Source organism: Agrobacterium sp. 22-226-1 (assembly GCF_053522345.1).
In genome coordinates this window covers 1-24,665 of record NZ_JBNWCP010000018.1, presented here as the reverse complement: position 1 = coordinate 24,665, position 24,665 = coordinate 1, and the positions used below count along the sequence as shown (strand labels likewise).

The following is a 24,665-nucleotide window of genomic DNA, read 5'->3' as shown; positions in this document are numbered from 1 at the left end:
GGGTGAGATCATGCCGCCGTCCGGATGGGACCCGTGCGCCTTGAATACATCGCAGACAACGACACCAGAGGAGACGAAACCAATGCGATTTACCGAAGCTTTCATTTCCCCCTTTTCCAAAATCCGCGCTACCGCCATCGCGGTCACGCTCGGTGTCCTCACAGGCGCGGCGACGCCGGCGCTTGCCGACAATCCGCTTGGCCTCATCGATCCCGCCACCGTCAGTGTCGGCACGATGGGCGATGCCAAGCCCTATGCCTTCACCACCGCTGACGGAAGCTTCACCGGCTTCGACATCGAGCTTTTCCTCAATGTCGCCGGACGCCTCGGCTTCAAGAAGGAACAGGTGGTCTTCACCGGCCAGGAATTCTCGGCTCTGATGCCCTCGGTCGCCAACGGCCGCTTCGATGTTGCAGCCGCCGCAATCGGCACGACAGCCAAGCGCAAGGAGACCGTTGATTTCTCCGATGGTTATCTCGCAGGTTTCCTGAGCGTCCTTACTCCGGAGGCCGGCATCACCGATGCAGCGGGCCTCAAGGGCAAGCGTCTCGGCGTCGTGCAGGGTACGCTTCAGGAAATCTATGCCGAAAAGAATTTTGCCGGCACCGACCTCGTGAAGTTCCCGGACAACAACTCTGCCGTTTCCGCCCTCAACAACGGCACGGTCGATGCCCATTTCCTCGATTTCGAGGCGGCAAAGGACTACTCTGCCCGTTACCCGGCGCTGAAAGTCGCGGTCAATATTCCGAGCTTCGATGCACCGGCCGGTTTCGTCATCCGCAAGGGTAACGATGCATTGCGCGAGGCGCTCAACAAGGCCCTGAAAGAGGCCATGCAGGACGGCACCTGGAAAAAGCTGCACGAAAAATGGTTCCCCGGCACGCCGATGCCACAGGCATATCTTCCCAAGCAGTGATGCCGCCTTCCGGTCCGGCCTTCACCGGTCGAACCGGCCTTTCTTTCAAGGGATATCCTGATGAACTGGCTTGAAAACCTGCGCCGCAGCTTCCTCGACTGGAATGCCATGGCCGAAGTGCTGCCGACGATGATCACGGTTGGCCTGAAGAATACGCTGATCCTGGCTGCGACCTCGACGGTGCTGGGCGTCGCCATCGGCATGATGCTCGCCATCATGGGCATTTCCCGCTCGCCCTGGCTGCGCATCCCCGCCCGTCTTTATACCGATATTTTCCGCGGCCTGCCGGCCATCGTTACAATCCTCCTGATCGGGCAGGGCTTTGCCCGTATCGGCCGCGAACTCTTTGGCCCGTCGCCTTATCCACTCGGCATTCTGGCGCTCAGCCTGATTGCCGGCGCCTATATCGGCGAAATTTTCCGATCCGGTATCCAGAGCGTCGACCGTGGCCAGATGGAGGCCTGCCGGGCACTATCGATGAGCTACGGCCAGGGCATGCGCCTCATCGTCGTGCCGCAGGGCGTGCGTCGCGTGCTGCCGGCCCTCGTCAACCAGTTCATCGGCAATGTCAAGGATTCAAGCCTTGTCTATTTCCTTGGGCTCCTGGCCTCCGAGCGGGAGATCTTTCGCGTAGGGCAGGACCAGGCGGTGGTGACGGGCAATCTTTCACCGTTGCTGCTGGCAGGCGTATTTTATCTCATCGTCACCGTACCGCTCACCCATGTCGTCAATGCGATCGACAATCGCCTGCGGATTGGCAAGCAGCACCCCTCGACCATCACCAGCGGGCTGGAGGAGGTTAGTGAACTCGATAGCGCAGCCCGCGCAACCGGTGTCTCCTTCAAGGGTGGCAGCCTCGATGTGCGCCGTCTGGGCATGGCCTACGGCGATCTGGACGTGCTGAAGGGTGTCGACCTCTCGGTGAAGCCGGGAAGCGTCACCTGCATCATTGGACCGTCCGGTTCCGGCAAATCGACCCTCTTGCGCGGGCTAAACCGTCTGGTCGAGCCGAAGAGTGGCGATATTCTCATCGATGGTGAGAGCATTCTCGCCATGAAGCCGGAAACGCTGCGCCGCCGGGTCGGCATGGTCTTCCAGCATTTTAACCTCTTTCCGGATCACACGGCGCTGGAAAACGTCATGCTGTCGCTGACGAAGATCAAGGGCCTGCCGGCAGCCGAGGCCGAGCGCATTGCCAAGGCAAGGCTTGCCGATGTTGGTCTTGCGAGCCGCCAGCATCACCGTCCGGGCGGTCTTTCCGGCGGGCAGCAGCAGCGCGTCGCCATTGCCCGTGCGCTTGCCATGGAACCGGAAGTCATCCTTTTCGATGAGGTGACGAGTGCGCTCGATCCGGAACTGGTAAAGGGCGTGCTCAAACTCATGGCCGAACTCGGCACGCGCGGCATGACCATGGTCGTCGTCACGCATGAAATGGGTTTTGCTCGCCGGGTCGCCGATCAGGTCGTCTTCATGGACGAGGGGCGCGTGGTGGAGGCCGGCACGCCGGAGGCTATATTCGACAATCCGCAAAGCCCGCGTCTTCAGCGCTTCCTCGCAGAAGTGCTCTGAGCGTCGGGAGGAGAAAAAGATGACCCAAACGATACGATGGGGCGTGCTCGGTTGCGCGGGCATCGCTGCCAAGGCGGTCATTCCCGCCATCCAGTCCAGCCGCCTGGGGCGTGTTGCGGCAATCGCCTCGCGCGATGCGGGCAAGGCGAAGGAGATGGCGGCCCGCTTCGGCATCGCCAAGTCCTATGGCAGCTACGAGGGTCTGCTTGCCGATCCTGAAATAGATGCAATCTACAACCCTTTGCCCAATCACCTGCATGTTCCCCTGACGATCAAGGCGCTGGAGCAGGGCAAACCCGTGCTCTGCGAGAAGCCGCTCGCGCTTGATGCCGCGCAGGCGATGGAACTCGCGGCCGCACAAAATGCGACAGGCCTGCCGGTCGCAGAAGCCTTCATGGTGCGCCACCATCCGCAATGGAAGCAGGCGCGCGCGATGATCGCCAAGGAGCGCCTCGGCGAGGTCAGGGCCATCCAGACGATCTTTTCCTATTTTCTCGATGACCCCGGGAATGTGCGCAACCAGGCTGAAACGGGCGGCGGCGGTCTGTTCGACGTCGGTTGTTACGCCATCAACACGGCCCGGTTCCTGTTCGACGCGGAACCGGTACGGGCGATCGCGCTCATGGAGCGCGATCCCGTCTTCGGTACGGACCGGCTGACGAGCGGGCTGCTGGCGTTTCCAGATGGAAGACAGCTTGCTTTCACCTGCTCCACGCAGTTGTCCCTCACGCAGAAGGTTACGGTGCTTGGAACGCGCGGGCGTCTGGAAATCCCCATTCCCTTCAATGCACCGGCCGATGAGCCGACCGTCCTTATCTTCGACGATGGCCGCGATCTGGCCGGCGGCGGACGTGAGGAAATTACGATCAGGCCGGTCGACCAGTATCGCGAACAGGTCGATGCATTTGCCGAAGCCGTTCTCTCCGCCAAGCCACTCGATACGGGGCTTGGCGATGCGATCGCGAACATGAAGGCGATCGATGCACTTTTCCGCTCCACCACCAGCGGCCATTGGGAAGAGCCCTGATCGCTTCGCCCAATCCGTATGACAATTGATTGAAAGCCAACCCCATGACCGACAACACCATCTCTTCGGCCGTCATCATCGGTGCCGGTATCTTCGGCGTTTCCACCGGCGTGCAGCTTGCGCGGCGCGGCATCCAGGTCACGATCCTCAATGACGGCCCGCCCGCCAACGGTGCCTCCGGCCGCTCGCTCTCCTGGCTGAACTCGGCGCGCATGCGCTCTGAACCCTATCATCGGCTGCGTATGGCCGGCATCGACCGATATCGCACGCTCGCGGCACAGAACCCTGACGCGAAATGGCTGCGCTTCGATGGCGGCCTGACCTGGGATGCGGATGACGAGCACAACGAGATCGACGCAGCCTATCGCCACGAGGTTTCGCTCGGCTATGACGCGCAGCAGCTTTCCGCAACCGAAGTCGCCAGGGTCGTGCCCGGTCTCGATCCAGGTGCTATCACTCGACAAGGTGCAATATTCAATCCCGGCGAAGGGTGGGTCGATCTGCCCACCTTGATCGGTGTGCTTCTTGAGGAGTTTTTCGCGCGCGGCGGCGTTCTGGTGACGGATGAAGGCCCCGCGCGGGTCGTGCTCGAGAATGGTCACGCCGTTGGTGCGGAGACCAAAAAGGGGCGAAGCCATTCGGGGGACGTCGTTGTGCTCGCGACAGGCCCGGCCGTCCCGAAGATGGTTGCAGAAAGCGGACAAACCATCGGTGACGGAACACCAATCGCTCTTCTCGTGCAGACCAAGCCGCTTGACCATCCTCTGCGTGCTGTCCTCAACACGCCACGTGTCGCTATCCGACCAGCGCCGGGCGGTACTTTTTCGCTGGATGCCGACTGGGCAGCAGAGGAGGGCGTGACAGTGCGCGCCGACGGCACTTGTGAGATCGATGACAACATTGTTGCCGGTCTTCTGGACGAGGCAGCCAAGGTTATGGAGGGCAATCCGCGACTCGAAGTCGCTTCGATCGGCGTCGGTGGAAAACCGATTCCAGGAGACGGCGAGCCAGTAATTGGAGCCATCGGGGCCATCCCCGGTTATTATGTCGCGTTCAGCCACAGCGGTGCAACGCTTGGCCTGATCGTGGGCGAGTTGCTTGCTTTCGAAATTGTCACTGGAACTGAACATCCCATGCTCGCGACTTTCCGACCGGAGCGTTTCTCGAAATAACCAGCAGCAGGAAAACCTATGGAAAATAAGCCCGCCCGATCGTGGCGGGCATACTTTGCGGCAAGGCGCTACAGAATTGTGTTTCGGCAGGGAAGGGGGCAAGCCACTTACCAGTTATCGGCCGGACAGGGATTGGTTATGTCACCGATATAAACGGATAGAAGTAACTTGGCAAAATAACTGAACTCGGGGTCGCAGTGCCTCATCGATCCAGGCGTTCTGTCCGACCGCGTGCCGGACGGACATCTGCTACTGCCTGAGCGGCAACTGATCTTCGAAGAGGGAAAGCCGGATCGGCGGCTTTATGAGATCGCGACACTTGCGCGAACGGCTGCGAGCGGGCGACATTGGGTTGACGGCACCCGCTCATTCGAACAATTGCGACACCGACGCTTGTCGGATGCGCTGTTCGTCCGAGGTGAAGCACAGAAGCATCCGCTTGTCTCCAAGCGCCCAGCGATCGATTTTCAAACTACCACGGCTGCTCCATTCCGGCTCTCCAAACTTTGCTCGCGCCTGCTCCCGGGTCATGGTCATATCGAGATCGAACGGCGTTCCATCGATCGGCCTTCCTGGTTCATCCGGAAGGATGAAGAAGGTACGCAGAACCAACTCCCCTTCCGCAAAGCGCGTCCCGTTCGGCAATTCGCTAACGAGAGTAAAGACCAGTTCAATCCGTTGACCGGGGACCTCAACGTTCGTTTCCTTATCGCCGCATAGCGGCCGCTTGAGCGGGAGCGTTGCACCCAGCGACTTCAAGTACTCCACGCTTGCCGGGTCAATTTCCGACTTCCCCAGCAACGCCAAAGCGCCTTGTAGATTGCCATGTAACAACTCCAATGCTTTGTTGCGACGATGCCATGAGAATTGGTACGTGACGCCGCGAAGACCTCGTCCATAATGGCTCCTGAACATTAAAGGGGCACAGATATACGTCAGTCACGCATTGGGTGCGCGGAGGCTCGATTGCACTACGGAGGTTCATAGCGCGCGAACAGAGGGCATCGCGCTGGATTCCCGCTGAACAACGCTTGATCAGGCAACCGCCTTGGTGTCGGAGGGGATCGATATCGTCGCGACAGCCGCAACGGCAGAGGCGATGCCCGCCAGAACGAATGTCGTGGACAGCGATGACGTGATCACCATGCCGGCCAAGGCTGAGCCGAGAGGGAAGCCGGCCAGATTCAGGCTCATCGAAATCGACATGACGCGGCCGAGTTGTTGTGGATCGGTTCGACGCTGGCGAAGCGTCAGTAGAGCGACATCGATCGGACCGGACATGACGCCGGCAAGCATAAGGCCGACCGCCAGCCCGCCAAACCCGAACTCAGCTGCCACGGGCCATGCTGCCAAGGCAGTAATGATCATTCCGATAGCCATAATATGATGCTCGCGACCAGTCGTTCGCAGGTGCCCGGCGAACAGCGCACCAATCCCGCCGGCAATGCCCATCAAAGCCCATAGGAAGCCTGTCACCGAGCTTTCAATGGAAGTGTCGTAATGGTTGGCGACAAAAACCGGAACGACGACATAGAGAACGCCCCAGGTGATCTGATACATCGAATAGGAGATGGCAAGGCCGCGCAGTGTCGGTTGCCGAGCCACGATCTGGATGCCTTCCAAAGTCTGTCGCATGAACGACGCTTGCCTTGACGCGAGACCTGGAAGGAGCGGTACGAGGCACATGCATATTGCCGCACCTGCATAGAAGAGGGCGATCATGGACATCGCGCTTTCAGGACCAAGCCACGCGACAATGATGCCGGCCATTGCTGGTCCGACGACATCAACGACGGCATAGACTGCCGTATCCAGCGCATTGGCTCGATCGAGTGCGTGAGACGGAACCAGGCGAGGCAACAGGGTACGAGTGCCAGCCGCACCCAGCGGACCGGCGAGGGAAAACGGTACTACCAGAAAAAACAGGACCGGTGGCGTAGTCCAGTCGACCCAGCTCACGATACTAATTGCGGCAATGAATAGCGCACTGGCAATCATGTCGATCCTGACGGCTATCGTCGGTCCGACGCGATCAAGCAGAACGCCTGCGATCGGACTCACCAGCAGACCCGGCACGATTGCTGCGAAAGTCAGCCAGCCGGCCAGCGCCGGTGACGAGAAGCGCGCCAGCACGAACAGCACCAACGTTAGAATGAACATGCGTCCGGCCAGACGCGAGAGGGTAGCTACGACAATAAGAGGCGTCAGACCGGGAATTGTGGTGAGGGCTCGGTATGAATTTTGCTGCTCCATCGTGACCTGCGAAAGATAGTTGGATTTCTGAACCTCAATCAAGTGTGCCCGGGATGTCCGGGGCTCACCGCAATGCAAGTATTCGGCGGTTTTATGAATGCCGAGACGTCGTAGTTGGCCATCGCCTTCCCCGCGAGCAGGTCACTCCCATTCTCCGCGAATTCCTTACGCGCGTGTTCGCCACGGTGGCAACTGTTCATTTATTGTAGTCCGCAATAAGCCGAAATCCGACGGGGAGGTTACGACGCGACAGAAACGTGGTAGCTGAGGGCATGCCAAATGTTAAACTTTCACGCGCCGTAAAGGCAGACGCAGAGGCACTTATCGATGCAAATCGAGAAAGCACTGCTTATCATTCGCCATGGGTTAAACCTTTCGTCGATCACGAAGGGTTTGATGCTTGGTACGGCAGAACCCTTACTGGGCCAAATCTCGGCTATGTCGCTAGAGAGGCCGAGGGGGATACGATCGTTGGGGTCGTAAACCTCACTGAAATTGTCTGGGGCGTGTTTCGAAGCGCATACCTGAGCTTTTACGGCATGGTGGGTTGGTCTCGCAAAGGCGTAATGACCGAAGCCGTCCGATGTGCTTGCCGTCACGCGTTTGACGATCTGGGTCTACACAGGCTTGAGGCCAACATCCAACCCGAAAACGTTGCTTCACTGGCCTTGATAAAGCGGGTTGGCTTCAGGAAAGAAGGTTTCTCACCTCAGTATCTGAGAATATCGGGATCGTGGCGGGATCATGAAAGGTGGGCGCTGCTGGCCGATTGCTAGGCAGGCAATGACCGGAAAAGACCGGCGACCGTCATGGCGCAGAAGCGCCAAAAACTGACGTTAATTGGTGGCGATGGTCGCCAACCAAGAGCGCGCCAATGCAACGTCCGCATTGTGACGTGCCCATCCATGCCCAGCATCTATGACATGCAGCGAAACCAGGTCTTTGTGATCAGCCGCCGTCAAAAGCTGCCACGAACCGTCACCCCAGCGCAACTCCCGGCGTTCAAATGCCGGTTCGTATTCGTAAATACCGTAGGCCGGTCTCGGGAGTTTCCATTCTTTCGCAAGCTTCGAGCCCGGTTTTACCAGAGCTACACACGTTATGGCTTTTGTCGGTATACTCGCTTTCATTTTCTCAACCTTGTGTTTTGCGATCCGTCTCGACGTGTCGACCAGAATCGGCGCGACTGGCGACAATTAATAGACGTTTTCAGCGACCCGGATCCGAACCAGTATGTTAGGCAAAAAGGGCACCACCTCCCAACCATCCTCTCCATACTCCTCCGGATGCTTTTCTCTCCACTCGATCTCCTCGCCGGCGAGGGCCGGAGGCATGATATCGAGAATGTGAAAGAGACCGCCCAAAAGACCAGCCGTCAGAGCAAGAGTGGTGATGAGGACGGCAGTAGTTCCGCTCCAGATTGGCAATACCGAAACACCGATCATGATCATCATCACCGCGCCGGGAACGATGAGGCCAGCGCGGACGGCGGGGCTTTTCATGTGGATAAAAATATCGGACATCCTCACCTCCAACACTCAGACCGTTTCGATATCGGTTTTTGTGAAATCGTCGCCCTTGAACAGAAGGGGCGAGCGATACTCTTTTGCACACGCATAAACGAAGCAATCGCCCATGTTCAGGCATGCGGGACGAGCCAAAAACTTTCCGTAGTTTCTCGCGGCATCGATAAATTCCGGGGGGATTGGCGCCTGCTGTCCGACCTTTGCATTCGCCATCTGGCGGGACAAGCTCAGAACCGCTTCGAAAACTGTCATCGACGAGTGAAAGATCGGTTTTTTGGCTCCCTCCAGTTTGGCAATCAGGGAAGCGGCGTAGCTCTCATTGGTCAGGATCGCAACGATTGCGGATGCATCGATATACATTTATTCTTCCCAAAGCCCGTCTGCGAATCTTTTCATGTCAAAGAGCTGGGGGGTCGGACCGAGCACAGTTCGAACCTCGTCCTGCAGCTTCTTGATGCGCTGGCTCAAAGGGGTCGCATTTTCGGCCCGGGCAAGCTCGTTTTCGAGAGCGCGTCTAACCGCTTCGGTTTTATTCGGTGCTTTCGTCGCCATCTGAACTTTTCTTGCAAGTTCATCGACGGCACTATCGCGGATATGAAGGGACATGTTCAAATCCTTTCGCGTATATGCACACTTGGATATTCGTATATTCTATATGGAATATACGCGTTGCAAGCTCAAAAGAAGCTCAGCTGCCCGCGCTTATCTGCCGCGAACAAGAGGGGAGTTATTCTCTCGCAACTATCGAGACCCGCCTGGATCCGGTCCTTATGCATTGAGTGGCATCTTCTACTACCCCACTGGGGCGGCGATGGTGTCTCCATACTTGGGATCCATCCCGTTTTTCTCCCGCCCGGTCGGAAAACGGGACGAAGCACTCGCGGCCTTTGACGAGCCTCAGGAAACCGACGAAGGAGGATGGCGATGTCTATTGGGATATCTGGATGAAGGACGGCCGACAGGTCAAGGCGGATTACAATGATGAGCTGGCGGTAAAGACCGTTCTGGTTTCTTTTCCCATGAAAAGCCCCTGAACATATCCGTTATGCATCGGATGGATAAATCTATGCGAAATCCCGAGGACCCGGCCGGCGTCCGAACTTGCTTTGTAGAAAACAGGAGCGGTTCATAATTTTGGGCGACGCACCGACTTCGAGCCCAAGCTTGCGATTCCCCGGCGCAGGCTGGCATGAAAACCGGTAAAGGGCTCACGAAGCCCACCAGTTCAACACCAGAAACGGGCGCGGGGCATCGGGGATGGATACGAAGATATCGCCACGGCCACAGTGTTCCCCACAGCGCATCCCCAAATAGCGTATTTGGACGATTCGAATTGTTTCGTTATCGGCAAATACTGCCGCTCTCCCGTTCTCTATCAGTTCGAGCACCAAGTGTATCCATTCAACTCCGGCGGTTCCATCGGCTCTTCCGACGCAATCGCTTAGACGCGTATTCGGTTTGAGCGCCTCAAGCAGTTCTGCCGCGCGCTTGCCGCGAATTTTTCCAAGCCGCTCAGCTTCCCTCCGTGACTGACCCGGAGACGAATTGGCGAGGATCTGAAGATCCGGGTGCGATAGCGCGACTGAGATTGAACCGAACGAAATCTCGACGCATGGAGAAGGCGCGGCCTTCAGCAAACGAATAGTATGAGTCCGATCAACATCACGTCCAGGCACAGGCCTTCCCGACTCTGCCGACGCTGAACCAACACTGCAAATGAGCATCGCGAGAAGACCTAATTTCGATTTTCGGCCCGAAATCATGGCGTTTCTGGCAGTTCAGGGAAATCCGCCGACAGCACCATAACCGAAAAATTGTACTTGAAATCGTGGTCTCCAACGTACGTTCGTGCGATCTTGCCAAACCACGTGATCTTGAAACGATTGGAATTGCCGATCCGGTCGAATTTGATTTTATGCTTGGCAACCGTATCGTGGCCGAGCAGGTATATCTGAAACGCGAAATCATTCCGGTCTGTTATCGTTTCCGGGTGGGGGTCTATCAGCAACTCGCGGCCATCGAGAAACTCCGGTGTATATTCATCCTTGGAGCAGATTCTAAAACCGCCATTGTGCCAGTCGTCCGACGACAATATACAGGATTGATAGTTTTCCCAGGAGTATGGCGCGTCCCAGTCATTGGTGTAGGTCGAGTTTTCCTTATCCTTTATAGCGCGCTCTGAATAGTAATTTGCCGACTCGAGATGAATGTCGAACCACACATCTCCGTCGATTTCCTTTGCCGACCACAAAAACTTCACGATTGGATGTCCCTCTGGCCAGGGATTACCTTCGAAGTATATCCGGTTCGAATCCATATATAGGTTCTCTTCTTGATACCTGTATAAAAGGCGACCTGGGTCAGGCTCGACACTCTGCACCTGACCTGAGCCGAACCCTTCTATATCGCATGGTTCCCGGACTTGCAGGTGAATTGAGCCCCTCGGCCTAGCGAATATCCGGGTCACCCACGAAGAAGTATTTTCATTCTCACTGACGTTCAAGAGTTTTCGCGATCGCTTCACAGTGTTGGCCGACGATGCACTCCTCGCGGCGGCGGGCCTGGCACTGACCCGTCGGCACCCTCCGCGGCGACCCCAACGCGTCAATCCTCACCTGCGATTCGGACTTCAGCTCACCGTGAGTATCGCCCCGGCTGAAAGTACCGGCGCGATATCCTGTGCTCTGCATTAAATTCATGGTCCGTTCGGTCTCGGGTTGCCTGGGGCAACAATTCTTGTTCCCGCTCCACCTATGCGAGCCCAATATCACCCAGCGGCTTTGACGTTGTGGCCGCCGGCACGCAACAGAGCCATAAGGACCGGACCAAGTGAAAATTCACCGCGCTTCGCCTTGCTTGTCAAATCCCGCAGATATCCGCCCGGTGAGTTGATGTGACCGCCGCGCTCTAGAATGCAGGCGATGGTCACCGCCGCATTTTCCGGACCCATCACCTCACAGGCCTCCTGATATGCCGACGGGCTGACACCCAGCATTGATCGAACCACCACGGCAGCCGTCATAAGCTCCCGCCAGTTTCTGATCTCTCCTTCAGGGCCATAGTTCGAAAATTCCGGGCAAGCGCGCAAGACGAGTCCAATCGGGAAAGCCTTTATCGGCACATGCACGGCCCGCTCACTTTTACCCGGCTTCGCTTCCAGCTCGTTTCGAGAGCTTGGTTCAAGTTCATTGGGAGGATTGGTATTTGAACTCTGTATGTGCCGCTCAATATGGGCATCATTGCTGTTCATTTTTGACGAAAAGTCTTCAGAATTCAGGAGCTTGACAATATCCTCGCGCAAATGGCTCATCCTTCCGCCGAGGTCGCCAAGTTCAGCCAGCCCGGGATTGCGCGGGATTTCTCTCACGAGAGCAAGATAGCGTTCCTCGATTTCGTCCCAATCGCCTGCAGCCCCTTCTTCGACAGCTGCCGTGATAAGCTTGCGGATATCACGCCGGCAGATCGTCAGGTTTTCCTTTGCCTGTCTAAAGGCAATTCGATCGGCAGCAACCTGCTGGGCGAGGCATGCAAGCTCCTCAGCTCGCACAAGAAGCGGCGAAATGTCGAATCCGAAGGCGTGTTCGATTGAGCCATCGTCATCTTTTCTGGCGTAGCGCTTGCCGTTGGCGCTATCCTTGCGGATGATCAAGCCGGCCTCAACGAGGAGCGCCAGATGCCGACGCAAAGTAGCGCCCGCAATACCATGGGCACGAATTGACAGCTGAATGTTCGAGGGAAAGACGATGAGCCGCGCGTCCTGGCGCAGTTCATTCTCCGGATAGAAGCTCAAAAGCGCGTCGAGAACCGCGAGGCTGCGATCCTGCAGACCAAGCACCTCCCGGGCTTCCGATGCGTCGCGGAAAACCTTCCACTTGTTTGCCGATTTACCTTCCTCGATCCTGCTCGTGGCGATCTGCCGTCTCACAAGCGCAAGGGTAACCTGTCGCCGCCCAAAGGGCGTCGTCACTTGTCCACCTTCCATGTCTTTGCCTCTCAAAAAGGCAAAAGAAGAACGCTCACCAAAACGGCGCCAAAGACTCTTGACTAGGATTCACGGAAATGCGATTCTCAAGCTCTCACACAACGAGAAGGGCTTCCATGACGGCGACGTTTCGGGGGCCTTTTTCTTTTGCGCGCTTTCCTTTCTTAATTCGTGTCGAAATCCGCTTACGACTTCGGTCAGCTCTTCAACTTCTCACGACTGAAGCGCTCGGCCATAGCCGGCAACTCCGATTCAATAAAGCTCAGGAATTCCGCCGCGGCCGGCGTGTGCGCTGAAATACGGACCTCGTTGCCCGTACGCACAAGCCTGCCCAGTTGCTCGCCTGCGGGGCCAGCAATGGCTTTGCCGGTCTCTTTCAAGGGAGGTTTCGGTTTCAGAGCATTAAATGCTGCCAGAAACTTCTGGTCTGATCCCAGATGCTTCCCGGCGCTGACGGATAAGGCCTTGCTCACTGCATCATGCAGATCCGGCCTTTCGGAAAAAGTCTTTGCAAAGTCGGCCCATCTCGGACGCCCGACCTTCCCCGCCCGCCCGATTGCTTCGATGATTTCGGTCGGAACGGCGCGGTAAACGAACCGCATGCGTGCCAGTTCAGGATCATCGATAGACAGGGCAGCCTTGATATCGCGAGGCTTCACATTGGCATCGTCCATACGGCGGGCAAACAGGGCGCGCTCAATCCAGGTCAGATCCTGGCGGTCGGCGTTTTCAATACCCTGTGCGATGACGAGTTCGACGTCGGAAATCTCGACCTCGATCGCCTTAACCGGAATTCCGAGGTCCCGGGCGGCCTGGAGCCGGCGATGGCCGTAGATCACCTGATAGCGGTCAGGCGAGGACGGTGATTTTCGGACCTGGATGGGAACCTTTTGGCCTTCGGAGCGGATCGAATTCCTAAATGTCTCGAAATCAGAGGCATCATCATCAGGAAGACGGTCGGGAAAGGGTGAGGGGTCGATTTTGGATGGATCGAGTTCGCGGATCGCACCTCCGCCGGCTTCGACCAGCGCCTTCAGGCGATCGCGTTCCGATTTAATGTCGTCGATCGCCCGGTGCGCCGCACCAATCACGCCCGCACCGACACGAGCGGATGGAGCAGGTTGGGGAGCGACGGCAGGGTTCTCCGTCGACAGCCGGTTTTCCAGTTCCGCAGAGAGCAACCCAAAATTTGCTACGATGGATTTACGCGATGACTTGCTGGTCATATGCGCCCCCAACTGGTGTTGATCAGTTTCACAATGGCTTCATTGACGGCGTCGACCGCCTCGCGGGCTCGCTTGTGTGTGTCACGGCCGATCTGACCCATCTCGAGTTCGTAGATGGAGCGCTTTGCAAGTCCCGCTGCCTCGACAGCCGTGCTTTCGATCAGGGTTGGAAGAAGCACATCGGTACCAAACAGATGGCGCATCATGGCGACAACCTGAGACTGGGGCGCATCGTTGGGATCATGACGGGTAACGAGATAGCGAATGAAATCCTGATCGAGTTGCGCGCCGTTTTCATTCAGCACGCTTATCAGGTCTCCCATCATCAACAGGAACTGGCTCATGGAAGCCACGTCAAGCATCGCCGGATGGACGGTGATGATCATGCTTGTGGCAGCGTAGATTGCGCTGAGCGTCAGGAATCCGAGGGACGGCGGCGTATCGAGGATAACCACGTCATAATCCTGATCGACCTCGGCCAGCGCAAGCTTCAGTCGCTCGAAGAAAATTGCACCGGAACCGGATTTCTGCGCCAGAACCCTGGGCGTCTCGTGCTCATATTCCATGACCTCGAGGTTGCCCGGGATCAGGTCAATGCCGTCGAAATAGGTCTTGCGAATAATGTCGCGGATCGATCGACGCTCTGCATCTTCGTAACGCAGCGCCGCATAGATGGTCTCATTGGCACCGACATCAAACTCGGGTTGCGCACCGAAGAGAGCAGAAAGTGACGCCTGCGGATCAAGATCAAGTGCGAGGACACGATAGCCCTGCAAGGCGAGATAGTGTGCAAGGTGAACACAGGTCGTGGTCTTGGCACTGCCACCCTTGAAGTTGGCAATGGCCACGACCTGAAGGTGTTCTCCCTCGCGGCGCCTCGGCAGGAATCTCAAGGCGTCTGCCGGCTTCTGGCTAGCGAAGAGTTCCCGCAACTCGTTGATCTGGGCCAGGGTGTAGACCCGATGATTGTTTTCCAGACGTCCGGGAATCGGGCCACGCCCTTCACTCGACAGGAGTTTCAGGGTGGAATCAGGTATGGACGTCAGCTTTGAAACTTCATTGGTCAGGAAGGGGCGCAGGCTTTTCTCCGACTTCGGCGGATACATGCGTGTGCGCAGTTCCTGCAATTGCTGCGACAAAAGGCTTGCATGGCGGGCTATCTTGCCGCCTGCATCTTCCTTCCGAGCAATTGTTGCTTCAATCTTTTTTGCTATCGCCATCTCGCCCCCTTGGCGGACAAGGTTCGGTTTGCCGCCCAAAGCCCGCCAAAGATACAACACGATTCTCGCTTCACGTCCAGAGACTAAGGGTTAATAGACCCTTAACTGACAATTATCTGCCTTTCACGTTCACGACACTGAAACTGGAACAATATGTTACATTTAGAATGAGTTATCTCTTTGCGAGGGCTGATTTGATCCCTTTTCGTTCTAGGGTCAACTACTCAGACGCGGCCTTTTCGAGGGCGATCGGAAAGCTCCTTTCCAGCGTGCAAAGGCTCCGATGCCGCGGAATCGGGATTTGTAGGATTCACCAACTCCCGCCCGATTCTCGAATGTGCTGATTTCCCCCCAACAGAAAAACGGGGAACTTCATGCACATCATGGCTATCGCCGCACCTCGCAACGAGGTCGAGAAAAAACTGCTGGAAGAGCATCACAAGCTTCGCGCGAGGGTATTTTCAGGACGCCTGGGATGGGACGTGCGCGTTGACGGTGGCTGCGAACGCGATGCTTTTGACGATCTGGGACCGACATACATTCTCGCGGTCTCCGAGGACGATCACGTGCTCGGCTGCGCGCGACTTCTTCCGGCGGTTGGACCAACGATGGTTGGCGATGTCTTCTCATCACTCCTTCCCGACGGAAATCTCCACTCCCACAACGCCATGATCGAAAGTTCGCGCTTCTGCGTAGACACCTCTCACGAAGTGGCCGGGCGATCAAACAGGGCTCACGAGACGACGCTCGCCATGTTTGCGGGGATCCTCGAATGGTCCTTGCTCGCCGGCTATACCGAGATTGTAACCGTGACCGATTTGCGCTTCGAACGCATCCTCTCCCGTGTCGGGTGGCCACTGCAACGCATAGGTCCCGTCAAGAAAATCGGCACCACAGCAGCTGTCGCGGGGATTCTCCCGGTCTCCTCGTGGATCTTCGAAAAACTTCAGCCGGCAAATTACTGCTCAATGATGGAATTCCGTCCCAACACATCCAAAGGAGCGGCTTGTGACTCATCCCTCGTCCCATGCCAGGCTTGTCAGAAAGCTTAAGGAGGCGCTCGGCGACCAGCTTTGCTCGGCCCTTGATGACAGCACGGTGGTCGAAGTGATGCTCAATCCCGACGGCAGACTGTTCATCGAGTATATCGGTCGGGGCATTACGGCGGCCGGGGAGATGTCGGCATCGGCAGCTGAAATGTTGATCGGGACCGTCGCGCACGCTCTTCGCTCGGAAGTCGGCATGAACCAGCCAGTCATCTCGGGCGAGTTGCCCATCGGCGGTCATCGATTTGAAGGCCTGCTTCCACCGATCGTCGCAAATCCAGCCTTTTCGATCCGACGGCGGACTTCGCGTCTCATAGCGCTCGACGAATACCTGCGCGACGGCATCATGACAGAAGCACAGCTCGAAAAAATTCGCGGTGCTGTCACCTCACGCAAGAACATCGTGATCTCCGGCGGAACAGGGTCAGGAAAGACAACGCTCGCAAGCGCTGTCATCGGGGAGATCGTCGACAGCGCGCCGGATGATCGCCTCGTTATCCTTGAGGACACGGAGGAAATCAGGTGCGACGGCAAGAACGTCGTCGCCCTCCACACCAGTGAAGCAGTGGATATGACCCGCCTGTTGAAAAGCACCATGCGACTGCGGCCGGATCGCATCATTGTCGGGGAGGTGCGCGACGGAGCGGCCCTGGCATTACTCAAGGCATGGAACACAGGCCATGCGGGCGGGATCGCAACCTTGCATGCAAATACCGCGACCTCTGCTCTCAGGCGCCTCGAGCAACTGACCGCGGAAGTCAGCCATCAGCCAATGCATGAGGTGATTGGTGACGCCGTTGACCTCGTCGTGTCGATTGAAAGGACAGCGCGCGGTCGATGCGTTCGCGACCTCATCACCGTGGAGGGTTACGCCAATGGACAATACGAAATCCGCTCCCATCAGCAAACCGAAGAAGAGGAGGTGCACAATGTTGCGTAAACTGGCTCTTTTCACATCTCCCGTCGTCCTCACGCAGGTCGGGCCCGCAATCGCCAGTTCGGGTGGAAGCCTGCCGTGGGAAGGGCCGCTCGAGCAGATCCAGCAGTCGATCACCGGCCCGGTCGCAGGTTACATAGCCCTTGCAGCGGTCGCCATAGCCGGTGGCATGTTGATATTTGGCGGCGAGCTGAACGATTTTGCGCGGAGACTTGTGTATGTCGTGCTCGTCGCCGGGATCCTTCTTGGCGCAACGACGATCGTCGGTCTTTTCGGCGCGACCGGCGCATCGATCGGAGAACTGCGGGAGACGACCTTCAACTTCCGGAGCGGGGAGGAGGGAGCCAATGGCTGACAACCATCCACCGCTTGGCCGCAACCGAATTCACAGGGCCCTATCACGCCCCAATCTTCTCATGGGGGCTGACCGGGAACTGGTCCTCATCACCGGTCTTGCATCCATCGTTCTGATATTTGTTGTTCTCACGATCTACTCGGCGATCCTGGGCGCCGTCATCTGGATCGGCGTGGTCGGCATCCTTCGCATGATGGCCAAGGCCGATCCGCTTATGCGCCAGATTTATCTGCGCCACATTTTCTACAAGCCCCATTACAGGCCGACCTCTTCGCCCTGGCGTAAATATTGAGGTGGTACGATCGTGGTAGCACTACGCCGTTTCAGAAAAACCGGTCCGTCCTTTGCCGATCTCGTCCCCTATGCCGGACTGGTCGACAACGGTATTCTTCTCTTGAAGGATGGCAGCCTGATGGCCGGCTGGTATTTCGCCGGTCCAGATTCCGACAGCGCGACCAACACCGAACGAAACGAACTGTCCCGGCAGATCAACGCAATTCTGTCGAGGATTGGCAGCGGCTGGATGATTCACGTCGAGGCAATGCGCGTTCCGACGTCCAGCTACCCGTCACCGGATCGTTGCCACTTTCGCGATCCGGTTACCCGGGCTATTGACGAAGAGCGGCGTGCGCATTTCGCTCGCGAACAGGGCCATTTTGAGAGCAAGCATGCTCTCGTCCTGACGTACCGTCCGCCCGAAGGCAGGAAATCCGCGCTCAGCAAATACATTTATTCCGATACGGAAAGCCGCAAGACGCCCTACGCAGAGACCGTGCTCCTGTTCTTCCGCAATATGACCAGGGAGATCGAACAATACCTGTCCAGCATCATCTCGATAGCGCGCATGAAGACGCGCGAGGTCGCTGGACACGACGGAGAAAAGGCTACCCGTTACGACGATCTTCTGCAATTTGTAAGGTTCTGCATCACGGGCGAAAATCATCCGGTACGGCTTCCGTCCGTGCCCATGTATCTTGACTGGATTGCCACTGCCGAACTTGAACATGGACTGACACCTAAAGTCGAAAACAGGTTTCTGGGCGTTATTGCCATCGATGGCCTGCCGGCGGAGAGCTGGCCTGGCATTTTGAACAGCCTCGACCAGATGCCCTTGAGTTACAGGTGGTCATCCCGCTTTATTTTTATGGACGCTGAAGAGGCACGGCAGAAGCTGGAGCGCACGCGCAAGAAGTGGCAGCAAAAGGTGCGGCCATTCTTCGACCAGTTGTTCCAGACGCAGAGTCGTTCCGTTGACCAGGACGCCATGACGATGGTGGTCGAAACCGAAGATGCGATAGCGCAGGCGTCGTCGCAACTGGTCTCCTATGGCTACTACACGCCTGTCATCATCCTCTTTGATGAGAATCGTGAGGCTCTGAGTAAAAAGGCGGAGGCAGTCCGGAGGCTTATCCAGGCAGAGGGTTTTGGCGCGAGAATCGAGAGCTTGAACGCTACGGACGCATTTCTGGGGAGCCTTCCTGGCAACTGGTACGCCAATGTTCGCGAACCGCTGATCAATACCAACAATCTGGCGGACCTCATTCCTCTCAATTCGGTCTGGTCTGGCAATCCGGCCGCCCCGTGCCCGTTTTACCCGGAAAATTCTCCGCCGCTGATGCAGGTCGCCACCGGCTCTACACCCTTTCGCCTGAACCTTCACGTTGATGATGTCGGGCATACGCTGATTTTCGGGCCGACTGGCTCAGGCAAATCGACGCTTCTTGCCCTGATCGCCGCCCAGTTCCGACGCTATGAGAACGCTCAGATCTTTGCGTTCGACAAGGGCAATTCACTCCTGCCGCTGACGCTGGCTGCGGACGGCGATCACTATGAGATCGGTGGGGAAGAGAGTGACGAGGACAAGACCCTGTCGTTCTGCCCGCTCTTTGATCTCTCGTCCGACGCAGATCGCGCCTGGGCGGCCGAGTGGCTCGAAATGCTGACTGCATTGCAGGGTGTAACAATCACACCCGATCACCGGAATGCAATCTCGCGGCAGGTGATGTTGATGGCAACCGCGCCGGGCCGATCGCTATCGGACTTCGTCAGCGGGGTCCAGATGCGCGAAATCAAGGACGCTCTTCATCACTACACGGTCGACGGGCCCATGGGCCAGTTGCTCGACGCTGAAGAGGATGGCCTGATGCTTGGAGGTTTTCAGTGCTTCGAGATCGAGCATCTGATGACACTTGGCGAGCGCACCCTCGTGCCCGTTCTAACTTATCTGTTTCGCCGGATCGAAAAGCGCCTGGACGGCTCGCCGAGCCTGATCATTCTCGATGAGGCCTGGCTGATGCTGGGACATCCGGTGTTCAGAGCCAAGATCCGTGAGTGGCTTAAGGTCCTTCGCAAAGCCAACTGCGCCGTAGTGCTGGCGACCCAGTCCATTTCAGACGCGGAGCGATCCGGCATCATCGACGTGCTCAAGGAATCCTGCCTGACGAAAATCTGCCTGCCGAACGGCGCAGCCCTCGAACCGGGCGTCCGGGAATTTTACGAGCGGATCGGCTTCAATGACCGCCAGATCGAGATCGTATCGAGCGCTATCCCGAAGCGCGAATATTACGTTGCGACACCCGTCGGCCGGCGGTTGTTCGAGATGTCACTCGGGCCAATAGCACTGAGCTTCGTCGGCGTGTCCGGGAAAGAGGACCTGAAGCGCATTCGTGCGCTTCGGAGAGACCATGGCGAAGGCTGGCCAATCAAATGGCTCGAAACAAGGGGGATCGAGAATGCGATATAGATTTCCGGCATGGGCCAGACTTGCCGGCAGCCTCATGGTTGGCAGCCTGCCATTTGGAGCAGCTTTCACGGCCCAGGCCGGCTCAGCAACGGGAGCGGCGACGGAGTGGACACAGCTTGCAAACAACGCACAACTCATTGAGCTTCTGAAGAGCTCAGGAACTCAGGTCAACAACCAGATCACGCAAATCAGCCAACTGGCGGAGCAAATCCAGAACCAGCTCCGGATCTACGAAAACATGATCCAGAACACCGCCCGGCTTCCCGATCATATTTGGGGGCAAGTGGAAAATGAGCTCCGAACGTTGCGGGACATCATCGATCAGGGTGAGAGCATTTCCTTTTCGATGGGCAATGCCGACGACATTCTCCAGCAGCGGTTTGAAAGCTACGCCAATCTCAAGGTGAACCTCCCGGACGCGCCAGGCTTTTCGTCTCGCTATCAGAGCTGGTCGGATACCAACCGCGACACGATCGCTGCCACGCTGAAAGCCGCGAGCCTGACGGCCGACCAGTTCGACAGCGAAGAAAATACGATGAATTCCCTGCGCGGCATGTCGGAAACGGCAGACGGACAGATGAAAGCGCTTCAGGTCGGCCACCAGATAGCCGCCCAACAAGTCGCACAGATACAAAAACTCCGCGGCCTTGTTTCGCAACAAATGACGATGATGGGGACCTGGCTTCAGTCGGAGCAAACCGACAAGGATCTGGCGCAAAAGCGGCGGGAGGAATTTTTCAGATCGACAGCTCCTCCGACAACAGGCGGAGAGAAAATGAAGATCGAGTGGTGAGCCGATGACCAGCAGTCTCCATAGGCTAAGGCTTCCGGCGATGACCGTCGGCATTATAGCGGCATCGCTTGAGCCAGCTTTCGCGCAAGAAGGTTCGATCCTTTCTGCCCTGCAAGCCGAGATAGCCACGGCCGCCAGGGGATGGGAAACCACCGTCATGAATGCGGCCAGGTCCCTGTTCTGGATCCTTGCGACGATCGAGATCGCAATTGCCGCTATCTGGCTCGCACTGCAGGCGGCGTCGCTCGACAGCTGGTTCTCGGAGCTCGTCCGGCGGATAATGTTCGTAGGCTTTTTTGCCTTTGTTCTGACTCAAGGCCCGACCTTTGCCAAGGCAATCGTCGACAGCCTGTTCCAGCTCGGTGCCGGCGGCGGAACCGCCTCGCCGGCTGAGGTCTTCAATGCCGGCCTCACCGTTGCAACGAAAATGTCAGAGAAAATCCAGTTCGGTGTATTCGAGGACAACGCGCTGGCGATATCGGCGGCTTTCGCGATGATCGTCACGGTTATCGCGTTCTCCCTTGTCGCGGCAATCTTTGTATCCGTCATGGTCGAGATGTATCTCGGCCTGCTGGCAGGAATGATCATGTTGGGGCTTGGCGGTTCTTCCTTCACCAAGGACTTTGCCGTCCGTTACCTGATCTATGCGTTCTCGGTCGGCATGAAGTTAATGGCTCTGGTGATGATATCCCGTATCGGCTCGGAAGTTCTGATCGGGCTCTCAAACCGCACCGATGTCGGAGATCAGTTTCAGACTGCTCTCGCGATTGCAGGAATAGCAGTCGTTGTCTTCATCATCGCAATTTATGTGCCGAACATCATTCAGGGTGTGGTCCAGGGTGCATCGGTAACGACTGGCATGGAAACAATCCGCCATGGCGGTCAGACGACGTCGTTTGCGGCAGGCGCTGCCATGCTCGCGGCGAATACTGCCCGGGCGGGCGCAACTGCTGCACAATCGGCGCACGCTGCCGGTGCATCGAGGACCAGTGCGGCGATGCGCGGTATCGGGATGGCAATCGGATCAGGCACGAAAGCGACCGGGTCCGCCGCCAGGGAAAAGGCGATCGGTTCGCCAGGCGCTTACGCCGGCACCCTCCTCGGACTTGCCAACGCGAAACTGGAGGGAAGCCGGACCAACGGACCTCCGCCTGCCAAACGCAAGTAAAGCTTTGAAGTGAGAGGGAAACCACGAATGGCCATGAAAACCCCCGTCGAAAGCCCCTATCTTGCCGCCCGGCTGGAGTGGACTGAACGATATGGCTCCTACGTTCAAGCCGCCAGGGCATGGCGAGCGGTCGGGATTATCAGCCTGATGATGGCGGTCATTGGCTTTGCCTACGCCCTCTACCAGAGCACCCAAGTCAAACTTGTTCCCTATATCGTCGAGGTGGACAAGCTCGGCGGTTCCTTGACAGCAGGTTTCCCGCAGCAGATCGAGTATGCGGATGCCCGTGTGGTCCGGGCAACGCTCGGCAACTTCATCATCAGCCTGAAATCGATCACACCTGACGCGGTCGTGCAAAAGCAATATATCGACCGCACCTATGCCCTCTTGCGCACTTCCGATCCCTCGACGCAGAAGGTCAATGCCTGGTTCCGTGCAAACTCGCCTTTCGAGCGCGCAAAGGCGTCAACAGTTGCGATCGAAGTCAACAACATTGTGGCTTTGTCCAACCAGACCTATCAAATCGACTGGACAGAGTACGAGCGAGATCGCAAGGGCAAGGAAACCGCTACCCGCCGGTTTCGTGGCATTGCGACGGTCACGCTGACTGTTCCTCAGGACGAGGCCACGATCCGCCTCAACCCGATCGGTCTTTATGTCCAGGATTTCGACTGGACTGCACAGCTTTGAAAGCAGGGAAACACGAGATGCTCAAACACCGAGTGATCGCGGCCGCCGGCTGCGCGACTTTAGTTGGATTGATGGACACTGCGATTGCGCAAAGCCTGACTGCAAAAGAGGTGAGGGGAACCGATATCTCGCAAAAATGGAGGGGCGCGACTGGACCGGTCACCACCGGACCGGATGGCAAGGTGATATTTCTGTTTGGTGCGACGCAGCCCTCGGTGGTGTGTTCGCCGCTTCAGGTCTGTGACATCGAGCTCCAGGGCGGCGAGATCGTGAGAGACGTCCTTGTCGGCGACACGGTCCGGTGGAAGATCGAACCGGCAACGTCCGGCGCCACTGGCGGACAGGCAATTCATCTTATCGTCAAGCCTTCCGAGCCAGGCCTTGTTTCCTCGATGGTCGTGACGACGTCACGGCGAACCTATCATATCCAGCTGAAATCGCACCCAAGCCAGTACATGGCTCGTGTCGGTTTTGAGTATCCTGAGGATAAATCAACGACGCTTGCCGACGTCAACGCAAGGCTTGAGGCGGGAGGCGTGCCCGGAGTGACCGCCGACAAGCTGAACTTCTCCTACTCAATAACGGGAAGCGCCCCCTGGAAGCCAAAACGTGTCTATTCCGATGGACTGAAGACCTACATTCAGTTCCCGAGATCGATTGCCGGACAGGACGCACCGGTTCTGTTCGTCGTGAGCGGCGGGCAGAACCGGATCGTCAATTACCGGATGAAGAATGACATGATGATCGTGGATTATGCAGTCGATAAAGCGACCCTCATTTCCGGCGTTGGCTGGCGCCAGCAGAAAGTCACTATCCGGAGGGGAGCGTAGAATGCGACGGGTTCATAGTGTGCTTTCGATCCTTGCAATATTGTGCAGTTGCCAAAGCAGGGAAAATGCTCCTGATCCGGCTTCTGCGTCCAATGTCGGGGCGCATGCCACCTCGGCAATCGCGGGTGACATGACCAGCCGACTGACGGAACAGATCGGTGCGGCTGCGGGAAGATCAATCAGGTTCGAGAAGGATAACTCGGACTACGCGGCAGCCCTTGAGGCGGCGTTCAAGGGCTGGGGCTACACAATCATTGCCAACAGCGTGGCGGCAAAGGATCAGAAGCCAATCGAGATTTCCTATTCGCTGCGACATGTCGACGGCCAAATTCTGGCATATCTGGCAACACCATCCGTCGCACTAGGTCGCGCCTACAGCGTCACCGGATCTCTCGCAACTGCGTCGAGCCCGCTATCCGTCATGCAGCGAAACTGAGGTGAAACAAGTGGTCCAGTCGCTACGGCTTGAAGCTCCGGCAAGTCCGGGTAGTCAACAGGAGATGCGTCGGCTCAATCGCTTGCCGATTCTGATCTCGGTCGTAATAGTCGCCCTGTTCCTTGGTGTTGTTATCATCGGCCTTTCCTTTCGCGGCTTTTCGTTCAGCCGGGACAGCGAACCAGGCCGCGTATCGGGCGCGCCCGCGACAAACTTCGGTGACCAGCTAAAAAAGGGCGTGGCTAACGGGATTATCGGCGAGCCGGAAAAGCAGGAGATTTTTCAGCCGGTGCCGGTCGTTCCCCGGACTGAGCAAAAGCGCGAGCCATTCATAGAGCGCAGGGCAGCACGTGACGAGCGGTCCCCCGGGTTTGAGCCTGAAGAAGAATGGCGTGCTCGTTTGCAAAGAGATCAGGAGGAGCAGTATCTTCGCGAAGTTCAACGACAGCGGATGGCACGCGTCCAGGCGCGGGCGTCTGCCCTGGATTCACCGCTCAAAGTGGACCTTTCCGACACGCCAGGCACCACCGGAACGACCGGCGTCGAACCACCCGGACTTGCCCGGACCAATAGTGGATCCGAGCTGGTCGGTCCTTCGATGAGCGCGGGGTTGCTTGCACAAAGCGCGGACCCGAACGGGCAGTTGAAGAAGGAGAGCTTTTTCAATCAGGACGTCAGGGTGTTGATTTCCACTGAGAACTGACCCGGTATTTCCACCGAGATTTGACCCGCCTTTTAGATATGTTTCGGGTCTGGTGTAGAGGTCAAGTTCCTGT

Annotated in this window: 27 protein-coding genes; 17 read left to right on the top strand and 10 right to left on the bottom strand. The window is 57.4% G+C overall.

Annotated features, from left to right (window positions below):
- The first annotated feature begins 82 nt into the window (after window positions 1–82).
- The 4 genes from ACQZ5K_RS23110 to ACQZ5K_RS23095 are packed head-to-tail and all read left to right on the top strand — an operon-like array spanning window position 83 to window position 4,684.
- Complete coding sequence (locus ACQZ5K_RS23110) at window positions 83–916, top strand: ABC transporter substrate-binding protein (protein WP_448741544.1); 834 nt, start codon at window positions 83–85, stop codon at window positions 914–916.
- A 60-nt stretch (window positions 917–976) separates the two neighbouring features.
- Window positions 977–2,485: an amino acid ABC transporter permease/ATP-binding protein gene (locus ACQZ5K_RS23105; RefSeq protein WP_448741543.1), complete on the top strand. Its 1,509-nt coding sequence runs from the start codon at window positions 977–979 to the stop codon at window positions 2,483–2,485.
- A gap of 19 nt (window positions 2,486–2,504) precedes the next feature.
- Complete coding sequence (locus tag ACQZ5K_RS23100; protein WP_448741542.1) at window positions 2,505–3,512, top strand: Gfo/Idh/MocA family protein; 1,008 nt, start codon at window positions 2,505–2,507, stop codon at window positions 3,510–3,512.
- Between the two features lie 44 nt (window positions 3,513–3,556).
- The gene (locus ACQZ5K_RS23095; protein ID WP_448741541.1) at window positions 3,557–4,684 is read left to right on the top strand and encodes an NAD(P)/FAD-dependent oxidoreductase; all 1,128 of its coding nucleotides are present in this window, start codon (window positions 3,557–3,559) and stop codon (window positions 4,682–4,684) included.
- A gap of 366 nt (window positions 4,685–5,050) precedes the next feature.
- Here the strand turns inward: ACQZ5K_RS23095 and ACQZ5K_RS23090 are convergent, their stop codons facing one another.
- Together ACQZ5K_RS23090 and ACQZ5K_RS23085 are read right to left on the bottom strand one after the other, a co-directional pair.
- Window positions 5,051–5,524, bottom strand: a complete 474-nt coding sequence (locus ACQZ5K_RS23090; RefSeq protein ID WP_448741540.1) for a hypothetical protein — start codon at window positions 5,522–5,524, stop codon at window positions 5,051–5,053.
- A 195-nt stretch (window positions 5,525–5,719) separates the two neighbouring features.
- Complete coding sequence (locus ACQZ5K_RS23085) at window positions 5,720–6,979, bottom strand: MFS transporter (protein ID WP_448741539.1); 1,260 nt, start codon at window positions 6,977–6,979, stop codon at window positions 5,720–5,722.
- 230 nt (window positions 6,980–7,209) lie between these two features.
- On the opposite strand from ACQZ5K_RS23085, the gene ACQZ5K_RS23080 reads away from it, so the two are divergent.
- A complete protein-coding gene (locus ACQZ5K_RS23080) occupies window positions 7,210–7,713 on the top strand; it encodes a GNAT family N-acetyltransferase (RefSeq protein ID WP_448741538.1) in 504 nt (167 codons plus the stop codon).
- Between the two features lie 60 nt (window positions 7,714–7,773).
- Here the strand turns inward: ACQZ5K_RS23080 and ACQZ5K_RS23075 are convergent, their stop codons facing one another.
- The 4 genes from ACQZ5K_RS23075 to ACQZ5K_RS23060 all read right to left on the bottom strand — a co-directional run bounded on the left by ACQZ5K_RS23075 (window position 7,774) and on the right by ACQZ5K_RS23060 (window position 9,069).
- Complete coding sequence (locus tag ACQZ5K_RS23075; protein ID WP_448741537.1) at window positions 7,774–8,067, bottom strand: hypothetical protein; 294 nt, start codon at window positions 8,065–8,067, stop codon at window positions 7,774–7,776.
- A gap of 66 nt (window positions 8,068–8,133) precedes the next feature.
- On the bottom strand, window positions 8,134–8,460 hold the full coding sequence (locus tag ACQZ5K_RS23070; RefSeq protein ID WP_448741536.1) for a hypothetical protein: 327 nt from the start codon (window positions 8,458–8,460) through the stop codon (window positions 8,134–8,136).
- A gap of 15 nt (window positions 8,461–8,475) precedes the next feature.
- Entirely contained in the window at window positions 8,476–8,823 is a 348-nt protein-coding gene (locus ACQZ5K_RS23065; protein ID WP_448741535.1) for a type II toxin-antitoxin system VapC family toxin, read from the bottom strand.
- Window positions 8,824–9,069: a type II toxin-antitoxin system VapB family antitoxin gene (locus ACQZ5K_RS23060; protein WP_448741534.1), complete on the bottom strand. Its 246-nt coding sequence runs from the start codon at window positions 9,067–9,069 to the stop codon at window positions 8,824–8,826. It abuts the gene before it with no gap.
- A 281-nt stretch (window positions 9,070–9,350) separates the two neighbouring features.
- Between ACQZ5K_RS23060 and ACQZ5K_RS23055 the strand changes: the two genes are divergently transcribed.
- Window positions 9,351–9,497: a hypothetical protein gene (locus tag ACQZ5K_RS23055; protein WP_448741533.1), complete on the top strand. Its 147-nt coding sequence runs from the start codon at window positions 9,351–9,353 to the stop codon at window positions 9,495–9,497.
- Window positions 9,498–10,222: 725 nt separating this feature from the next.
- Here ACQZ5K_RS23055 and ACQZ5K_RS23050 read toward each other — a convergent pair.
- The 4 genes from ACQZ5K_RS23050 to repA all read right to left on the bottom strand — a co-directional run bounded on the left by ACQZ5K_RS23050 (window position 10,223) and on the right by repA (window position 14,891).
- On the bottom strand, window positions 10,223–10,723 hold the full coding sequence (locus ACQZ5K_RS23050) for a hypothetical protein (RefSeq protein WP_448741532.1): 501 nt from the start codon (window positions 10,721–10,723) through the stop codon (window positions 10,223–10,225).
- Window positions 10,724–11,230: 507 nt separating this feature from the next.
- The gene (gene repC / locus ACQZ5K_RS23045; protein ID WP_448741531.1) at window positions 11,231–12,445 is read right to left on the bottom strand and encodes a plasmid replication protein RepC; all 1,215 of its coding nucleotides are present in this window, start codon (window positions 12,443–12,445) and stop codon (window positions 11,231–11,233) included.
- 197 nt (window positions 12,446–12,642) lie between these two features.
- Entirely contained in the window at window positions 12,643–13,671 is a 1,029-nt protein-coding gene (repB, locus tag ACQZ5K_RS23040; protein ID WP_448741530.1) for a plasmid partitioning protein RepB, read from the bottom strand.
- On the bottom strand, window positions 13,668–14,891 hold the full coding sequence (repA, locus tag ACQZ5K_RS23035) for a plasmid partitioning protein RepA (RefSeq protein ID WP_448741529.1): 1,224 nt from the start codon (window positions 14,889–14,891) through the stop codon (window positions 13,668–13,670). The genes repB and repA overlap by 4 nt, the downstream gene beginning before the upstream one ends.
- A gap of 374 nt (window positions 14,892–15,265) precedes the next feature.
- Between repA and traI the strand changes: the two genes are divergently transcribed.
- The 11 genes from traI to ACQZ5K_RS22980 all read left to right on the top strand — a co-directional run bounded on the left by traI (window position 15,266) and on the right by ACQZ5K_RS22980 (window position 24,592).
- A complete protein-coding gene (gene traI, locus ACQZ5K_RS23030) occupies window positions 15,266–15,943 on the top strand; it encodes an acyl-homoserine-lactone synthase (protein ID WP_448741528.1) in 678 nt (225 codons plus the stop codon).
- Window positions 15,900–16,877, top strand: a complete 978-nt coding sequence (trbB, locus tag ACQZ5K_RS23025) for a P-type conjugative transfer ATPase TrbB (protein WP_448741527.1) — start codon at window positions 15,900–15,902, stop codon at window positions 16,875–16,877. Before traI ends, trbB begins: the two co-directional genes overlap by 44 nt.
- Window positions 16,867–17,229: a TrbC/VirB2 family protein gene (locus tag ACQZ5K_RS23020; RefSeq protein ID WP_448741526.1), complete on the top strand. Its 363-nt coding sequence runs from the start codon at window positions 16,867–16,869 to the stop codon at window positions 17,227–17,229. The genes trbB and ACQZ5K_RS23020 overlap by 11 nt, the downstream gene beginning before the upstream one ends.
- Complete coding sequence (locus tag ACQZ5K_RS23015) at window positions 17,222–17,521, top strand: conjugal transfer protein TrbD (RefSeq protein WP_448741525.1); 300 nt, start codon at window positions 17,222–17,224, stop codon at window positions 17,519–17,521. Before ACQZ5K_RS23020 ends, ACQZ5K_RS23015 begins: the two co-directional genes overlap by 8 nt.
- A 12-nt stretch (window positions 17,522–17,533) precedes the next feature.
- Window positions 17,534–19,972: a conjugal transfer protein TrbE gene (locus ACQZ5K_RS23010; RefSeq protein ID WP_448741524.1), complete on the top strand. Its 2,439-nt coding sequence runs from the start codon at window positions 17,534–17,536 to the stop codon at window positions 19,970–19,972.
- Window positions 19,962–20,765: a P-type conjugative transfer protein TrbJ gene (gene trbJ / locus ACQZ5K_RS23005; protein WP_448741523.1), complete on the top strand. Its 804-nt coding sequence runs from the start codon at window positions 19,962–19,964 to the stop codon at window positions 20,763–20,765. Before ACQZ5K_RS23010 ends, trbJ begins: the two co-directional genes overlap by 11 nt.
- A gap of 40 nt (window positions 20,766–20,805) precedes the next feature.
- Window positions 20,806–21,933 (top strand): P-type conjugative transfer protein TrbL, encoded by a 1,128-nt coding sequence (gene trbL, locus ACQZ5K_RS23000; RefSeq protein ID WP_448741522.1) that lies wholly within the window; start codon window positions 20,806–20,808, stop codon window positions 21,931–21,933.
- Between the two features lie 27 nt (window positions 21,934–21,960).
- Complete coding sequence (locus ACQZ5K_RS22995; protein ID WP_448741521.1) at window positions 21,961–22,623, top strand: conjugal transfer protein TrbF; 663 nt, start codon at window positions 21,961–21,963, stop codon at window positions 22,621–22,623.
- 17 nt (window positions 22,624–22,640) lie between these two features.
- Window positions 22,641–23,453 carry a P-type conjugative transfer protein TrbG gene (gene trbG, locus ACQZ5K_RS22990; RefSeq protein ID WP_448741520.1) on the top strand — a complete coding sequence of 271 codons (813 nt, stop codon included), beginning with the start codon at window positions 22,641–22,643 and terminating at the stop codon, window positions 23,451–23,453.
- Between the two features lie 130 nt (window positions 23,454–23,583).
- On the top strand, window positions 23,584–23,889 hold the full coding sequence (locus ACQZ5K_RS22985; RefSeq protein ID WP_448741519.1) for a hypothetical protein: 306 nt from the start codon (window positions 23,584–23,586) through the stop codon (window positions 23,887–23,889).
- A 1-nt stretch (window position 23,890) separates the two neighbouring features.
- Window positions 23,891–24,592, top strand: coding sequence for a hypothetical protein (locus ACQZ5K_RS22980; protein WP_448741518.1), 702 nt, complete (start codon window positions 23,891–23,893; stop codon window positions 24,590–24,592).
- Window positions 24,593–24,665: the final 73 nt, after the last annotated feature.

Bases quoted from the DNA above. Each gene is read 5' to 3' on its own strand.
- ACQZ5K_RS23080 (WP_448741538.1), top strand. From the start codon at position 7,210: ATGCCAAATGTTAAACTTTCACGCGCCGTAAAGGCAGACGCAGAGGCA.
- trbL (WP_448741522.1), top strand. From the start codon at position 20,806: ATGACCGTCGGCATTATAGCGGCATCGCTTGAGCCAGCTTTCGCGCAA.
- trbJ (WP_448741523.1), top strand. From the start codon at position 19,962: ATGCGATATAGATTTCCGGCATGGGCCAGACTTGCCGGCAGCCTCATG.
- ACQZ5K_RS23060 (WP_448741534.1), bottom strand. From the start codon at position 9,069: ATGTCCCTTCATATCCGCGATAGTGCCGTCGATGAACTTGCAAGAAAA.
- repB (WP_448741530.1), bottom strand. From the start codon at position 13,671: ATGACCAGCAAGTCATCGCGTAAATCCATCGTAGCAAATTTTGGGTTG.
- ACQZ5K_RS23095 (WP_448741541.1), top strand. From the start codon at position 3,557: ATGACCGACAACACCATCTCTTCGGCCGTCATCATCGGTGCCGGTATC.
- traI (WP_448741528.1), top strand. From the start codon at position 15,266: ATGCACATCATGGCTATCGCCGCACCTCGCAACGAGGTCGAGAAAAAA.
- ACQZ5K_RS22995 (WP_448741521.1), top strand. From the start codon at position 21,961: ATGGCCATGAAAACCCCCGTCGAAAGCCCCTATCTTGCCGCCCGGCTG.
- ACQZ5K_RS23075 (WP_448741537.1), bottom strand. From the start codon at position 8,067: ATGAAAGCGAGTATACCGACAAAAGCCATAACGTGTGTAGCTCTGGTA.
- ACQZ5K_RS22985 (WP_448741519.1), top strand. From the start codon at position 23,584: ATGACCAGCCGACTGACGGAACAGATCGGTGCGGCTGCGGGAAGATCA.
- ACQZ5K_RS23065 (WP_448741535.1), bottom strand. From the start codon at position 8,823: ATGTATATCGATGCATCCGCAATCGTTGCGATCCTGACCAATGAGAGC.
- ACQZ5K_RS23020 (WP_448741526.1), top strand. From the start codon at position 16,867: ATGTTGCGTAAACTGGCTCTTTTCACATCTCCCGTCGTCCTCACGCAG.
- ACQZ5K_RS23100 (WP_448741542.1), top strand. From the start codon at position 2,505: ATGACCCAAACGATACGATGGGGCGTGCTCGGTTGCGCGGGCATCGCT.
- ACQZ5K_RS23015 (WP_448741525.1), top strand. From the start codon at position 17,222: ATGGCTGACAACCATCCACCGCTTGGCCGCAACCGAATTCACAGGGCC.
- ACQZ5K_RS23070 (WP_448741536.1), bottom strand. From the start codon at position 8,460: ATGTCCGATATTTTTATCCACATGAAAAGCCCCGCCGTCCGCGCTGGC.
- repC (WP_448741531.1), bottom strand. From the start codon at position 12,445: ATGGAAGGTGGACAAGTGACGACGCCCTTTGGGCGGCGACAGGTTACC.
- repA (WP_448741529.1), bottom strand. From the start codon at position 14,891: ATGGCGATAGCAAAAAAGATTGAAGCAACAATTGCTCGGAAGGAAGAT.
- ACQZ5K_RS23110 (WP_448741544.1), top strand. From the start codon at position 83: ATGCGATTTACCGAAGCTTTCATTTCCCCCTTTTCCAAAATCCGCGCT.
- ACQZ5K_RS23105 (WP_448741543.1), top strand. From the start codon at position 977: ATGAACTGGCTTGAAAACCTGCGCCGCAGCTTCCTCGACTGGAATGCC.
- trbG (WP_448741520.1), top strand. From the start codon at position 22,641: ATGCTCAAACACCGAGTGATCGCGGCCGCCGGCTGCGCGACTTTAGTT.